10 protein-coding genes and 1 pseudogene are annotated in these 15,023 nt (G+C 54.7%); 3 read left to right on the top strand and 8 right to left on the bottom strand.

Annotated elements, in window-relative coordinates; all coding sequences use genetic code 11:
* Positions 1–215 precede the first annotated feature (215 nt).
* From PPTH39_RS07520 to PPTH39_RS07540, 5 genes are all read right to left on the bottom strand, one after another.
* The gene (locus PPTH39_RS07520) at positions 216–878 is read right to left on the bottom strand and encodes a COG5 family protein (RefSeq protein ID WP_086795807.1); all 663 of its coding nucleotides are present in this window, start codon (positions 876–878) and stop codon (positions 216–218) included.
* A gap of 533 nt (positions 879–1,411) precedes the next feature.
* The gene (locus PPTH39_RS07525) at positions 1,412–2,818 is read right to left on the bottom strand and encodes a tyrosine-type recombinase/integrase (protein WP_086795808.1); all 1,407 of its coding nucleotides are present in this window, start codon (positions 2,816–2,818) and stop codon (positions 1,412–1,414) included.
* Positions 2,811–3,419: a hypothetical protein gene (locus tag PPTH39_RS07530; protein WP_086795809.1), complete on the bottom strand. Its 609-nt coding sequence runs from the start codon at positions 3,417–3,419 to the stop codon at positions 2,811–2,813. Before PPTH39_RS07530 ends, PPTH39_RS07525 begins: the two co-directional genes overlap by 8 nt.
* Positions 3,406–5,502 (bottom strand): site-specific recombinase, encoded by a 2,097-nt coding sequence (locus PPTH39_RS07535; RefSeq protein WP_086795810.1) that lies wholly within the window; start codon positions 5,500–5,502, stop codon positions 3,406–3,408. Before PPTH39_RS07535 ends, PPTH39_RS07530 begins: the two co-directional genes overlap by 14 nt.
* The gene (locus PPTH39_RS07540) at positions 5,489–7,762 is read right to left on the bottom strand and encodes a hypothetical protein (protein WP_086795811.1); all 2,274 of its coding nucleotides are present in this window, start codon (positions 7,760–7,762) and stop codon (positions 5,489–5,491) included. Before PPTH39_RS07540 ends, PPTH39_RS07535 begins: the two co-directional genes overlap by 14 nt.
* Positions 7,763–7,850: 88 nt before the next feature.
* Here PPTH39_RS07540 and hrpB point away from each other — a divergent pair.
* Positions 7,851–9,989: pseudogene (gene hrpB / locus PPTH39_RS07545) on the top strand (ATP-dependent helicase HrpB); the annotation flags it as partial.
* Between the two features lie 103 nt (positions 9,990–10,092).
* Here the strand turns inward: hrpB and PPTH39_RS07550 are convergent.
* The 3 genes from PPTH39_RS07550 to PPTH39_RS07560 form a co-directional block, all read right to left on the bottom strand.
* Complete coding sequence (locus PPTH39_RS07550) at positions 10,093–11,538, bottom strand: aldehyde dehydrogenase family protein (RefSeq protein ID WP_130871827.1); 1,446 nt, start codon at positions 11,536–11,538, stop codon at positions 10,093–10,095.
* Between the two features lie 183 nt (positions 11,539–11,721).
* Positions 11,722–12,804 carry an endonuclease/exonuclease/phosphatase family protein gene (locus tag PPTH39_RS07555; protein ID WP_095018410.1) on the bottom strand — a complete coding sequence of 361 codons (1,083 nt, stop codon included), beginning with the start codon at positions 12,802–12,804 and terminating at the stop codon, positions 11,722–11,724.
* Positions 12,805–12,895: 91 nt separating this feature from the next.
* Positions 12,896–13,555, bottom strand: a complete 660-nt coding sequence (locus PPTH39_RS07560; protein WP_094999402.1) for a YciC family protein — start codon at positions 13,553–13,555, stop codon at positions 12,896–12,898.
* Between the two features lie 175 nt (positions 13,556–13,730).
* On the opposite strand from PPTH39_RS07560, the gene PPTH39_RS07565 reads away from it, so the two are divergent.
* Together PPTH39_RS07565 and PPTH39_RS07570 are read left to right on the top strand one after the other, a co-directional pair.
* Positions 13,731–14,399 carry a DUF2076 domain-containing protein gene (locus PPTH39_RS07565; protein WP_094999401.1) on the top strand — a complete coding sequence of 223 codons (669 nt, stop codon included), beginning with the start codon at positions 13,731–13,733 and terminating at the stop codon, positions 14,397–14,399.
* 124 nt (positions 14,400–14,523) lie between these two features.
* Positions 14,524–15,000, top strand: a complete 477-nt coding sequence (locus PPTH39_RS07570) for an NYN domain-containing protein (RefSeq protein WP_094999400.1) — start codon at positions 14,524–14,526, stop codon at positions 14,998–15,000.
* The last annotated feature ends 23 nt before the right edge of the window (positions 15,001–15,023 follow it).

A 15,023-nucleotide genomic window follows, 5' to 3' on the forward strand; every position in this document is an offset into this window, starting at 1 on the left:
AGCTGGATTTGCCCTCGGGAGTGAAAGCTACCTTCAGCGATTCCTAGAGGGATTGACGCGTTTGTCTAGGTGGTGAGGTAAGTGAGGAGCTGGCAACCTAGGTGCATCATTTCAGTACAACATCCGCTGCTGCGCCGGGATGACATTCGACGTATCAAGCCTGCAGTCCCGTAAAGTCAGGAAATCACTACCGCAATGGGCGAAGCCGCTGGTCGTCAAGCGGCGAAGAAAGTTCTGAATCCATCTTTCAGGGGTAACCAGTTACTGATAGCCAGAGAGATCGCTGTCGAAATCAGAATGCTGAGAATGGCCCATTTCACTGTAGCTTTGACGCCAGACTTACCTTCTTCTTGAACAGGGCGAATGATGTTTTTGTAGATGTGCTCGTAGCCCTCTGAAACGACGCTGATGCTGTCAAAGTGGCTCTGGATCTCGCGCAAAGGGCCAGCCAGAGGCTTGAGAAGGTCGTTTGATGCCACATGTTTTTTGACCTCTTCAATCTGACGCTTTGTGTCGGTGATTCGATTAGTCAGCGAGCTGGGATTGAAGGTAAGGATGTCGGTGATGCGCTTGTCTAGGGCAACGTAGACCGACTCAGTTTTCTCAGCCAACCTGGCTACGTACTGATGCGTGTCATCGTTGACGATGCACAGAATGATTGGCTTGAAGCCGTCCTCGCCGATTTCGGAATAATCAATCACCCCAGCCTCATCGAGCTTATAGAGCAGAAACTCCACTGCATTCCAGTTCCAGACTAGGCTACCCAGGGTGGCCGTGACGTCGGGGTTGTCGAAATCAACGCTTCCTTTTGCGTCTGCATGACGGATCAAGCAGAGAAGGATTCTGAGCTCCTGAAGTGGTGTAATTTGATCGTCCATCGTAGTTCTCATACTTAACCGCTACTCAGCTGTCCAAAAAATAGTCATGAGCGCCCTGAATGCTGCGGCGAACACCGAGCAGCCCCTCGACATACTCGTAGATCGGCAAGCCTATCTTTCGCGAACGGTCTTTTCTTGGAAGGCAAGACGGGTGATTGCAATTGCTATCGATATAGTGCCCAGGCGCTGTGCCGCATTTATCGCACACCCTAATAAAAACTCATAGGTGGCAATGCACTTTAGGTAGAGCGGCATCCGTGTGGACAGTACAGGGATTATCAGTTGGCGCAACCGATGAGCACCTCGACATAATTGTTCCCGATACCATCCTGCAACTTGTGGCCAAAAGCGCAAGCGGAGCGCGCCGGCCCACGATGGGCCAGAGGCTTGAGAATGGAAGCCCGAAGCGTATGGCGTAATGCCCCCGATACGGAACATTAAGTTCCTTTTACCCGTTATGTACCCAGATGGGGGGCACTACGGGGGTCACTGTCCTGCGTGTAGCAGTGGACGGTCGTCATCACCGCCAGGCGTTAAAGAGACTTAAGCTGGCCGTCATACCTAGAAAGCTCCAGATCCCGCAGCGCCATCAACTCGTCACTCCGTCGCATAAACTCATCTGGAGTTATTTTTTTGAGCTTGAATTCGTTGTAAAGAGCATCGGAGTTCTTCTGATAAAGCGTTAACGTATTAGTCTTGTGCACGCTTTCAGCCGCATCACCTATGCTCTTATCTCCTTCGAATACCTTTGTTAGATAGTCTCTGAGAGACTCAATGCTCTTGTGGCCTGTCCACTCCCTAACTTTGCGTAAGAACTCCTTGTCGCTGATAAGTGCTGCTTGGAACTCATCCTTGCTTTCATACTTGTGTCGTTCGACGAGCAATCTGAACAAGTTCGTGATAAAGGCATGGCGGAACATATGCGCGCATGCTTGCTCTTCAATTCCAGCCGATTCTCTGATCTTCGAGACTATCGACGTTATAGTCTCAGGTGCGATCGGTTTTGCTGTTGTTTCAGATATGAGCAAGTAGTCGTTTTGGTTTTCTGGGTATGCTTTGATCAACTTCTGTCTTGCGGCTAAGTATTTTTTGACCTCATTCAATGCAATCGCATTCACCGGAACTTCACGGACAAATGCTTCGCCGCGCTTAAGCGTTACCAGCTTTAGCATTGGATACTTCATCAGCAGGGCATCACGCAGTGACGATGTTGTCAGGGATGCGATTTCCGATCGCCGAGCGCCTGTATGCTGAAGAAGTGTGAGCAGTGCAACGTGTCGCGCTTTGAGGAACTCGGACTTGCCGCTATCATTTACCGCCTGCACCATCTTGTCAATGTTATGCTCAGAAATTGGGCTTCGTGTGTGCTCGCGGAAAGGTAGGGGGAAAGAGTGGTGCGAGATGGTAGTTGTTACTTTGTGTTGATTGTTGAAGGTGCGAATTACTTCTTCGGTGGTTAACTTGATGGTGCCTTTTGGTGATGCGAAGTTGAGGTCGCCATAAAACTCGCCAATCCAAGCTAGGAACTTTAAGCACTCTCTACCTATGTTGATGGTGGTTCTGTCTGCTCTTTTTGGTTTATCAGGTTTTCTAGGGTTGGGCTCTTCAATTAGCTCAATGATGAAATCTTCAAAAAACTTGTCGGTTATGTGATAAGGGTCGACCCTGTAATGCCAGCAGCGTCTTATCAGCTGGCTAATGTTGCTCGCGTACTGGCCTATCGTTCCACCCTTGCTGTCCTGCCTTCGGCCATCAGCAGAAATTTGCTCATGCTTCTTGGATAGTTTTAGCAAATAGAGATTGGCGATATGGCATGGCTCGTTATTTGGCCACTTTATGTATGGGAATTTGTAGAAGGCATGCTTGCGCGTCTTACCTCCGGAAAATCTCTGGAACAGATCTACATGATCTAGCGTTTCCACCAGAAATTCTTCATTCATTTTTCTTACCCTTGGCCGTGATAGATACGACCGATGCCTTCTGTATAGGCGGGATTTGATACATTTCAGGGTTTAGACTGGTTATTGCAGTGATACGCTTTAATATTTCCGCAGCGCGAATCTTGCGCGTAACTTCATCTTGTGCGCTGACTACGCCATCCAGCTTACTGCGGACATCCGATAAGGTTTGCAGGAGTATCAAGTTTGAGCGCTTCTGTACATCAAGGCTGAGATTAAGCTCCGCCAATTGCGCCAGTATCGCCTCTCTAGTTCTATTGTTTTTCGTGGGTGTTTTTTTTTCTTCCTTGTTGATAACCGACGCAGCATTTTTACGTAGGCGATCTATTGCAAGGAATCCACCCGGTATTCGCTCTTCGCTTCTTTGCTTAAATGTGTTTAAACTTATGGGTGATATATGTAGCGTCTCTCCCTCAACGATCGTTTCCAAAGCGAGCTTCGCCAGAGATGCCTGGCTAATAAGGGAGTCCCTTATAACGGCATTTTTGAGGTACTTGTAAGGCGTCGCGATTATCGCTAGTAATAACTTTCTCGTGTTCTCAATCGAGGCGGCTTGAATGGTTTTTCCCTCATCCCATTTCATCTTGTTTCCTCACAACAACAAGTATGTCAACCCGTAAACCGTTATCACTCTCCAGGAAAACTGGCTCCATGGTCATTTGGCCGCTTTCCATAAGAAAGTCAAAGTATTCTGCGAGCTGTTCTGCATCCATTAATGACACGTTTCGGGTGCCGAATTTAGCCTCAATCAGATCAACCACATCAGTATAGTACGTGGCGCCGCCAGAGGCGATACGCTCGCTGAGGGCTTGCGACAAGGTGTTTTGAAGCTCCTTGCCTGGCAGCTCCTCCGTAATGTAATTCCAGATGTGCGCCGGGTCAGTGTGCCCGAACATCCACTGCAGGATGCCTACGTTTGCCCCGTACCCACAATGGAGGAAGATTAAGGCAAAGAACCGCCTCAGTTGGTGTTGGCGGATGTAGTAGCGACGCCCCAAACTGTCGCGCTCGACCTCAAAGTAATCACAAAACAGATCAATATTTTTGTAGTAGAGGTAAACGTCGCAAGGCGTCAAAGAACTTGTGCCTATGATGCCTGGGGACGAAAACAAGGGAAGGTGCTGATCGATGAAGCCGATGCTGATCAGCTCTGTCTGGAAGTCAATGAGCGTCTGAACCATTTCCGCCGCTAGGGGATCAATGGGGCGGGCGTTTCGAGCCCTGCGACCTTTTAGACCCCGACTAGACTTGGCGATAGGGGCGATCAGCCACTTTTTGTCCGCGCTGAGACAGTTGGCAGGATCGAGGCCGCGTAGTTCACAACCCCGTTTCGCCATCGTTGCTCCTACCAACAACTGGATAGATCCGTAATAGACCGCGATGAGTTCCAGTAGCCCTACATTGCCCCGTAGCTTGCTGAAATACAGTTCCTTGCTTTCTTTTAGTTCAGTACCAGGATCCCTTCCGTTGGAGCGAGTTGAAATTCCTAGGTACTGGACGCCAAGTTTAGCGATGGAGGGTTCGAGTAGCGAGAGGATAGTTGTGTCTGGGATGCCTGTGATGTTGACCTTGTGTTTCACGGAATATTTGGCGATGTTCACATAGCTTTCAAGAAGCTGCGGGCCGTATTCAAAGTGGAACTCAATGCCATCTTTGATCGCCTTGAAAATGATTGGGGTTGGGACATTTTTAAAACGGCCCATCGCCGCCCCTGTTACTTTATAGGTTGCAATCTCTCTAAGATCTTCTGGGGTAGGGAGTGGAAAATCTAGGGCAGAGATCTTTTGTAAGATGGTAAAGGCGGTGCGGTACAAGACCAAGTCTCGTTTGGTCATGCGGTCTGGGTTGCCGTTGGTGACCGGGGCGCCATCGACCTCACGAATAAAGCGATCATTACGCCAAATGAAACCTAATATGCTATGCAGGGGCTTGAGTCGCCTTTTTCCAGCCAAAGTATCGTTGTATAGTTGTGCACTGACCCATACTGAGTTGACGTTCACTCCACCATTTGGATGGGTGTGGTACATCTTGTTGATATAAAGCGCGGCTCTTATACGCGGGATCAGCTCCAGAGGGATATCAAGCACGTTCTCTTCGAGCTGAAGAGGTGTTATGTCGGAGATGGAAGGGTAATCCTCCAGGCATTTATCAATTGCCGCTGGGCTAGTTTCCTCCAGAAGCGAAATGCAGTAGTTCGCGAGACGATTGTTCCAATCGTAGGTACTCACAGCGACGTAGCTACTAGTCCCGACCTGCTCGATGATGTCACACATCACGTCATAGGTAAGTGCGCTCAGGCCATGCTCGACCAGCTCCAAGGCTTCGGCGCCTTGAAGGATATGGTCAATGAGCGTGAGCGTTCGTCGAAAAGATGCCGCCTGTGAGGCCCAGCTATTGGTGAAGCCCGGCCCAGCTGAATTTTGAGTCGCTGCTATCAGCCAGCATTGCAACGAGTTGAGTAATTTGACGTGCTGCGGATCCGTTAATAACGAGCCGTTATACAGGTGAACACGCCAATCCAGCTCTTGGTCGTTCTTGAAACCAAAATTATATTTCCACAAAGGATCCCTGAAACTTGAGACAAGCCACGGGGCCGACATGAAGTGTGATATGTCACGTTTCTTGAACAGGCTAGCGAAATGGGCGAGATGTTCAGGATACTGCATGGATCATGCTCTCGTAGGCGCTAGGGTTGCAATTTTTGACGGCGATATCCAGATGCGCTTGCAGTAGCTTGTCGCGACTTTTGAGGATGTATTTCTCGACCGTGTCGCAAACCGCAGCCCAGTATTTGGCCAACCCTCGAACAGTGTGTGGCGTCCTACTGAGATTGATGGCTTCTCTGATGGACATCAGCGCGGTCATGCTTTCAGCAGACACGGAGACACCCACCTCTACAATCTCACCATTGGCTAAGCGATTTTCTTCCCTAGTTTTGAGGTTCTCCGGAACCTCCTTGAGAGTGTACCGGCTCAAAAACTCGTGCAGTTGGTCGAAATCGTCAAAGTTAGAAGCACGAAGCAAATATTCACTGTCTTTCATGGCCTCACAGATGATTCCCTTCTGGAATATGCGCACATATCTGGTCGCGAAGAAGTCGTAGATAGCGGTGGGTAGGTAGGAGTCCAGCAGGTCTCTGTTCATGAAGGCGTGACCGAGCTTTCTGGCAAGTCTTGGCAGGCTATGATTTTGAATGTAATCCGCTACAGCTGACTGAGAGCGAACCCTAGTAATCGAGAGCTTCTTGATAAAGTCCACCAATTCGTCGCCTCTTTTCGCGGTGTGGGGAGACAACCGCTCAATGAAAAATTGTCGCATCATTGCATTCTGTTCGACTGCCGTTCGATTCAGAACGTTGCTGTTAGCAGTTCTCGGATAGTTAAAGCTTGTTCCGCATGTTAGAAATAGTTTTTGCCAAGTCGGATCGCCTTGCTTTTTAAGGTATTGACGGAGTGGTTCCGTGATCTCCTCCACCATACGAACGAGCGCAGCTGCCTTGGGATGCAGCAATATTTTTTGTTCGGAGTTCTTGCTCCCGCGCCTATCCTTGAATCCAATAAGTTCATACCCTTTGTCAGTCTTCAAGAACGAAACCCTTTTGGGGCCGTCCCAAATCACCAAGTCGTCCATGAAGGTAGTAGTAATTTCCGAGTGATATAGGGTGAGTAAGCACTGAAACGGAAGCATACTGTAGGTTGTGGGTAGGCCGAGTTTTAGTGCTAGCGCCGGAAGCCTTATTCCGTAACGACGACGCGAATCATTCGTTGTACACATGCCTTCGTCTTCGAAGGTGCGACAAATATTTGCGAAGCCTAGCTTTTCGAAGTTAAGGCGATTTTGGGGGTTGCGGACAACACGCTCCAGAAGCATGCCGTTCCCAGCTTCTCTGACTCGAATTCGTTGCGCTTTGCGAATTGCCAACGCCTCTGATAGTCCCCATTTTTCGATGCACGACAGATCACTGGTAATCTCTCCATAAAGGAGGTCGATTGCCTGGATGTCCGTGACATGCACGGGTACTTCTGTCAGAAGTTTGTCTTTGATCTCAATGCCATGCTTGTTCTTCTTGATGTTGAACTCGGAGCCTGCCTTACTCTTCCCTGCAGGCAGAACTATTGCGTCTTCGTCAGCCGACCAAACATCGGTTTTGAGGAAGCATCTTATGATCAGGTTTCGCATAGTTCTGAAAGTTCGAGCATTGAGTTCTGGGTCTTCGTTGCGCTCGTATTCAATGTTCTGGTAGTGCCAGAAATAGTGCTCGAAAAAGTCTTCCATCATCTCCGGTGACTGGAACGCTGCCGGAGGGAAACGAAAGCTTTGCTCAGATATGTATTTGGCGAGCTTATTGACCATCGCGCTCGACACTTTGGCGCGCTTCAAAGAGTCGCGTCTGATCGCTTCATGGAAAGCTTTGGTGAACTCAGGGCCGTGCGAGTGATACATCGCAACTAGCTTGAGATAAACCGATTTTCCTTTCTTGCCCTTGACCTTCCACCCACTCCAGAAGGAGACGATCTCCGGGTCTAGCTTGTGCTTGCTCTCTTGCCATGTCTGTTCAAAGTAAGGCAACCGGGCACGAGACCAGATCACTGGCTGCAAGCCGGGAACAAGGTCGACCAGACCAGAAATCATCTCAGTAACAGCAATTGATCGTTGACGAACTATGTACTCTTCAAGCACAGCTATGTCGCCAACGTGAAGGCTTCCAAGAAAGCTTTCGACCAGCCACGTGAGTTTTTCAGCATCAAGGTTTGTCAGGCTGAGGTACTCGCCCAAGCAGTGGCAGTGACAGTCGAAAAGCTGCAGAGCATTCCTATTGTCTCTATCAAGTGTGGTCGGTGACATCAGCAGCTTGTATGCCAGCTCTTCATCAATGGCCTGCAGCGGGTAGTGGGTGACGTAGCCTTTGCTTTTGATGATTGTCACGGTTTTATTTACCCTTGAAGGCTGACTTTATCCTTAAAATGTAGCGGATTTTAAGTATTTGACAATGTGTCAAATCAGCAAACTCAGCGAGCGTAGTCTGGATGCCGATCTGGCGTTGGCCTTGAGCCTCAATGGGCGTGAGCTGTTTCGGGATGAACAGCCGCTGAAAATTCTGCTGATGTCCGCCACTCTTGAGGGCGAACGACTGGCGAGCATTCTCGACGATGCGCCGATCTTGCGCAGTGAGGGCCGCATGTACCCGGTGGCGATGCGCTGGGGGCGGCCGTTTGTGCCCGGTGAATTTATCGAGCCGCGAGTGGTGCAGACCGTACTTGATGCCATCAACGATGAAAGCGGCAGCCTGCTGGTGTTCCTGCCCGGGCAGGCGGAGATTCGTCGGGTCAATCAGCAACTGGCCGACGCGCTGGGTTCGCGCAGCGATATTCTGCTGTGCCCTTTGCATGGAGAACTGGATCTGACGGCCCAGCGTGCGGCCATCGAGCCTGCGCCAAAAGGCCTGCGCAAGGTGGTGCTGGCCACCAATATTGCCGAGACCAGCCTGACTATCGACGGCGTGCGCGTGGTGATCGATGCCGGGCTGGCGCGTGTTCCGCGGTTTGACCCGGGCAGCGGCATGACCCGCCTTGATACCCAGCGCATTTCCCGCGCCAGTGCCACCCAGCGTGCCGGCCGCGCCGGGCGTCTGGAACCGGGTGTGTGTTATCGGCTGTGGTCCGAGGACCAGCACGCGCAGTTGGCGGCCTATGGCAGTGCGGAGATCCTGCAGGCTGATCTGGCCGGGTTGGCGCTGCAACTGGCACGCTGGGGTGTCACTCCCGAGCAACTGATCTGGCTCGATATGCCGCCCTCGGCCAGTTATGCACAGGCCCGACAATTGCTCGATCGGCTGGGTGCCTTGCACGGAGCAAAACTCACCCCCCACGGCGAAGCGATGGCTGAACTGCCTGCACATCCGCGGATTGCCCATCTATTGCTGCGCGGTCAGGACCTTGGGCTGGCCGACATGGCCTGTGATATCGCGGCGTTGTTGGGGGAGCGCGATATCCTGCGCGGCGTCGGAGCGGACCTGCATAGCCGGCTGGCCCTGCTGTCAGGCGAAAGCCGCGCCGCACGGGGCGGGCAGGGCGGTGTGCAGCGGGCCAAACAACTGGCCCGGCAGTATCGCGGGTACTTGCGTGGCAAGGCCAGGCAGCCGGTCGCCGACCCCGACCACCCGCGCTGGCTGGGTGCCTTGCTGGCGCTGGCCTACCCCGATCGGGTCGCCCAACAGCGTAAACCCGGTGGGGCGGAATATCGTCTGGCCAATGGCCGTGCGGCGTTGTTCAGCGAAGTGGATGGCCTGATGAAACAGCCCTGGCTGGTCATCGCCGATTTGGGCAGCCGTCAGGGGCAACGTGAAGAACGCATTTATCTGGCGGCCGAGTTTGATCCTGCCTTGCTCGAGGGTGTTTTGAGCGAGCAGGTCAGCGTTGTCGATCAACTGGACTGGGATGAGCGCGAGGGTGTGCTGCGTGCCGAGCGCCAGCGCAAGGTCGGCGAGCTGGTCCTCAGTCGCGAGCCATTGACCGGGCTCGACGAAGCGGCCCGTACGCAAGCGCTGATCAATCTGGTGCGACGCAAGGGGCTGGAGCTGTTGCCGTGGACGCCCGAGCTGCGCCAGTGGCAGGCGCGGGTAGCGTTGTTGCGTCAACTGGACCTGCAGATCCAGGGGCACAGTGAATGGCCCGACGTCAGCGATGCCGCCTTGCTGGCCGGGCTTGAAGACTGGTTGGGGCCGTATCTGGGGCGTGTGTCGCGGCTCAGTCACTTTGCCAGCCTCGACCTGTCGAGCATTGTGCATAACATGCTCAAATGGCCGCTGCCCCAGCGCCTGGACGAACTGGCGCCCCACCATATCAAGGTGCCTTCAGGGTCTTCGGTGCGGCTGGACTACAGCGAACACCCGCCGATTCTGGCGGTGCGCCTGCAAGAGTTGTTTGGGCTGGCGGACACCCCGCGTATTGCGGGCGGGCGCCAGGTGGTCAAGTTGCACCTGCTTTCTCCGGCAAGGCGTCCGGTGCAAGTAACCCAGGATCTGGCCAACTTCTGGCGAAGTACCTATGCCGAGGTGAAAAAAGATTTGAAGGGGCGCTACCCCAAGCATTACTGGCCCGATGATCCGCTGGTGGCCGAAGCCACGGCGCGGATCAAGCCGCGGAAGCCGTAGCGACCGGGCGTACGCATCGCGAGCAAGCCCGCTCCCACAAAAATTGCGCAGTTCTTGTGGGAGCGGGCTTGCTCGCGATGGCATCAACGCGGTGAGTAAAGCTTCACGACCCGATATAGCTGGTCTTGACCACGGTGTAGAATTCTTGCGCATAGCGGCCCTGCTCGCGCGAGCCATAGGACGAGCCTTTGCGCCCGCCAAACGGCACGTGGTAATCCACCCCCGCCGTGGGCAGGTTGACCATCACCATCCCTGCCTGGGAATGACGCTTGAAGTGATTGGCATATTTGAGCGAGGTCGTGGCAATACCCGCCGACAAGCCAAACTCGGTGTCATTGGCCATCGCCAGGGCGGCTTCGTAGTCTGCAACCTTGATGATATTGGCCACCGGGCCGAACACTTCTTCGCGGCTGATGCGCATGTCGGCCGTGCTGTCGGCAAACAAGGCCGGGGCCAGGAAATAACCCTCGGTATCGCAGGTCACCAGGCTGCCTCCGGCAACCAGGCGGGCGCCTTCGTTGCGGGCGATGTCGATGTAACCCAAATCCTGGTCGAGCTGCGCTCGGGACACCACCGGGCCGATATCAATCCCGGCCTGCAAGGCATGCCCGACCTTGATCGAACGCATGCGCTCGGCCATCGCCTCGACGAATTTGTCGTGGATGCCCGCGGTAACAATCAGGCGGCTGGAGGCGGTGCAACGCTGGCCGGTGGAGTAAAACGCACTCTGCACCGCCAGTTCGACCGCTTGCTTGAGGTCGGCATCGTCGAGGATGACCTGTGGGTTTTTACCGCCCATTTCCAGCTGCACCTTGGCCTGGCGCGACACACAGCTGATGGCGATCTGGCGACCGACGCTCACCGAGCCGGTAAAGCTTATACCGTCCACTTTCGAGCTGTTGACGATAGCGTCGCCGACCACGCGGCCGCTGCCCATCACCAGGTTGAACACGCCTGCCGGGAAGCCTGCGCGAGCAATGATCTCGGCCAGTGCCCAGGCGCAACCCGGTACCAGATCGGCCGGCTTGAACACTACACAGTTGCCATAGGCCAGGGCCGGGGCGATCTTCCAGGCGGGGATGGCGATGGGGAAGTTCCATGGCGTGATCAGGCCAACCACGCCCAGGGCTTCACGGGTGACTTCTACATGCACGCCCGGGCGTACCGAGGGCAGGTAATCACCCGACAGGCGCAGGCATTCACCGGCGAAAAACTTGAAGATATTGCCGGCACGGCTCACTTCACCGATGGCTTCGGGCAGGGTCTTGCCTTCTTCGCGAGCCAGCAGGGTGCCCAGTTCTTGCTTGCGGGCGAGGATTTCGCTGCCGACCTTGTCCAGCGCATCGCTGCGCGCCTGGATGCCGGAGGTCGACCAGGCAGGGAACGCAGCCCGTGCCGCATCAATGGCAGTCTGGACCTGGGCGACGTCAGCCTTGGCATATTCGCCAATCACATCGCTCAGGTCGGAGGGGTTGATATTGGTGCTGTATTCAGTGGCTGTTACCCACTCGCCACCGATGTAATTGTCGAAACGCTTTGAACCAGTCATCAAATTTCTCCACACGTGGACAGGCATCGATTTCCAGTAGTTATACGTCATCGTACGACTTCAGGCAAAAATAATCGGCGCGGCGAAACTGAGCGAGGGAGGGAACCGTCTGATTGGGTTTCAACTGTGGGAGCTAGCCTGCTCGCGAAGACTGTATTCGCGAGCAGGCTAGCTCCCACAGGGTCAGTCTGCAGGCAGCAGCAATCGGGCCAGCACCGGCAGGTGGTCGGAGATGGTCTGGGTGTCTTCCTGGCGCACATAGCCTTCGATGCGCTGCAGCTTGGGGCTGTGGAAGAGGTAGTCGAGCGTACGGTCGGGCTCGTCCGCGTCGGGGAGATTGGGAAAGTGGGTCAGCCACAGTTCGCGGTCGATGCCGGTAGCTTCAGGGTTGCTGGGGATCATCGGGTACTTTTCCCAGAGCAGGTGCAACTCGCTGTCTTGCGAGTAGCCCTGGCGCAATGGCTCGGGCAGGCGCAAGTACTGGCCGATGGGCAGCAGGTTGAAGTCCCCGCCGATCAACCACGGCGTGCCCTGGCCTTCCAGCTTGTCGGCCAGTTCGGCGACAGTCTGCATTTGCAGGCGCAGGTTGCTGTTGTTGGCGGAGGGCGCATCCAGTTGTGTATTGATTGCTGCCAGTTGCCCGCCATCATTGAGCGGCAGGTAGTTGACCAGCAGCGCAGGCCTGGGCTGGAACTGACGGCTGAGAAAGTTGGTATCGGCCAGGGGCAATTGCAGACGTTCTGCGTGTTCGATCTGGAAGCGGCTGAGGGTGACCAGAGAGCGTCCGACACTGCCGAAAATATGCCAGTCGGGCACAAAGTCGGCCTTCCAGGTAAAGGCCTGGGTGCTGCAGGGGTAGAGGTCGATCAGGCGTTCTTGCAGCAGGGCCAGCTGGTTCTGGTAATCGCTGGCCTTGGCGTTGTCATCGACTTCCTGCAACAGCACGAGATCCGGGCGTTCGTCACGTATGACCCGCGCTACCTCATCAAGGCTGAAGGCCATGTCTTCCCGGGTGGGGCGGGTGTCAGGGCCGCTGCCGTCAGCCAGGTTGTACCAGAATACATAGCGCTTGCCGGCCAGGTACTGGATGTTCCACGTCATTACCTTGAGCGCCTGGCCTGGTACCAGCACCGGGGCGGTGCCGGGGCACGTCAGGGGCAGCACCTCGCGGGCACCGGGCCGCCATGTAACGCTATAAACCAGACATGCCAGCAGCGCTGAGATCAGCAGCAAACCTGATGCGGTGCGGCGTAATAAACGTGACATGAGCTCGACTTAATAACGTTACAGGGAAGGCTCGAACATACCCGACGGCAGTGCGGCCTTCCAAGGTTCTTTGTGTAGGAAATTTCTGTTTTTATAGTTCTGACTTTTCGCTGATCAACATAAATAAACGAAACAGTACGACGGAAACAAACAACTGCAAGAAGCTGTTGGCGCTATCGAGTGCCAGCGATAGCAGTGTGTTGTCGTCTTTGGAAAACAGGGTGTAACTGAATTCCTTGAGCAACATCAGAGGGCCCAGTACGGCCAGTATGCAAACGAAAATCCGCCAGAAATGCCCGCGGGTCAGGGTGAAGCTCGACTTCATGGCCGCCAGCGGAGCATCACCACGCAATACCAGTCGGTACTCGGAGAAGGCCAGTACCACGGTCAGGAAAATGCCCGGAATAAAAAACATCGAAAGCCCCAGCACGATCAGCAGCGTGCTGATTGCCGAGAGCAGGGCGAACTTGGGCCAAAGATTAACCGCCGAGGCCAGCAGGTCGCGGTTGCGCGGGCTTTCGCCCTGGCTGCGGGCATCGAGAAACAGGATCAGGGCGGCGGTGTACAGAGGGTACAGCAGCAGCCCGACAACCAGGCCATAACCGGGCGATGCATCCGGGCCTGCGGCGTTGTCGACAATGTGCTGCAGCACAGCTTCAAGGATGACCAGCGGCAGGCACAGCGTTACGATTTGGCTCAGATTGCGCTGGAAGAAGTACAGGGAGTCGCGAAGAACAGTCAGCGGATTCATTGGCAGTTGTCAGCAGTCAAGAGCGGTGCGTCACTTTAACCGATGAGACGCCAAGATGAACAAAAGTTCACGCAGGCCTGATGCTGTTGAAACGGGTTGTAGTGCCCCAATAACGCGTTTGAGCTTCTGCGTAATGCAAGGGGCAGGTTTCTATCTGCAATCGAAAGAGGTTGTCATGAACAGCGAAGAGCAAAGCCTGATTGACGGGTTGTTTACACGGTTGCAGCAGGCCGAGGCAGGATCAGCCCCGCGCGATGCCCAGGCCCAGGCGCGGATCAATGAACATCTGGCGCGTCAGCCTGCGGCAACGTACTACATGGCTCAGGCGCTGCTGGTGCAAGAGGCTGCGCTCAAGCAACTCGACCAGCAGAACAAGCAATTGCAGGCAGAACTGGCTCAGGCGAAGGCTGCTGCGGCACCTGCGCCATCTGGGGGGAGCTTTCTGTCGGGACTTTTTGGCGGTGGCGATCGGGTATCGGCCCCCACGCCCGGCCCAACGTCGGGCACCGGGGGCTGGCGTGATGGCCCGGCAGCGGCTCCTGTCGTGGCCCCTCAACCAGCAGCAGCGGCGCCGGCCCCAGCATTGGGCAGCGGCTTTTTGGGCGGAGCCCTGAAAACGGCAGCGGGTGTGGCGGGCGGCGTGATGCTGGCGCAAGGCATCAGTAGCCTGTTCCACCACAATCAGCAGCCGCAGATTGTCGAGGAGATCATCGAACAACCAGGTTCTGTCAGCGACGCTGGCTGGGGCAGCGGCAACCAGCAATACGCCAATAGCGGCTCGGGAATTGAAGACGTCGGCCTGGACGATGACGGCTTCTTTTCTGACGACGACTCCTACGTTTGACTTCATCGCCCGGTGCCTTATTGCACGCCGGGCGGTTTATCCGCGCAAACCCCCGGCAGGCTGGCATACTGCAGCCTTGTTTTTCAGTTGCGTGCCCGCTGCCCGGGCGCCATGAGGTTTGCCGGTGAAAAAAATTGCGGTCTTCGCGGATGTGCAGAACCTTTATTACACGGTTCGCCAGGCCTATGGCTGCCATTTCAATTACGCCGCCCTGTGGGCTGATATCAGCAAGCGCGGTGAAATTGTCGAAGCCTATGCCTATGCGATTGACCGGGGTGACAGCAAGCAGCAGCAGTTTCAGCAGATCCTGCGCAACCTCGGTTTTATCGTAAAACTCAAACCCTATATCCAGCGCAGCGATGGCTCGGCCAAGGGCGACTGGGATGTGGGCATTACCATCGATATCATGGACTCGGCAGCCAATGTCGACGAAGTGGTACTGGCCTCGGGTGACGGTGATTTCGACCTGCTCCTGGAGCGTATTGCCAGCAAGCATGGGGTTGAAACCGTGGCCTACGGTGTGCCCGGTCTGACGGCCAACTCATTGATTCGCGCTGCCAGCCGCTATGTGCCGATTGAAGGCAATTTGCTGCTTAAGTAACCCTTATTTTTTACAGGATTGAC

Source organism: Pseudomonas bubulae, assembly GCF_900618535.1.
Taxonomy (GTDB): domain Bacteria; phylum Pseudomonadota; class Gammaproteobacteria; order Pseudomonadales; family Pseudomonadaceae; genus Aquipseudomonas; species Aquipseudomonas bubulae.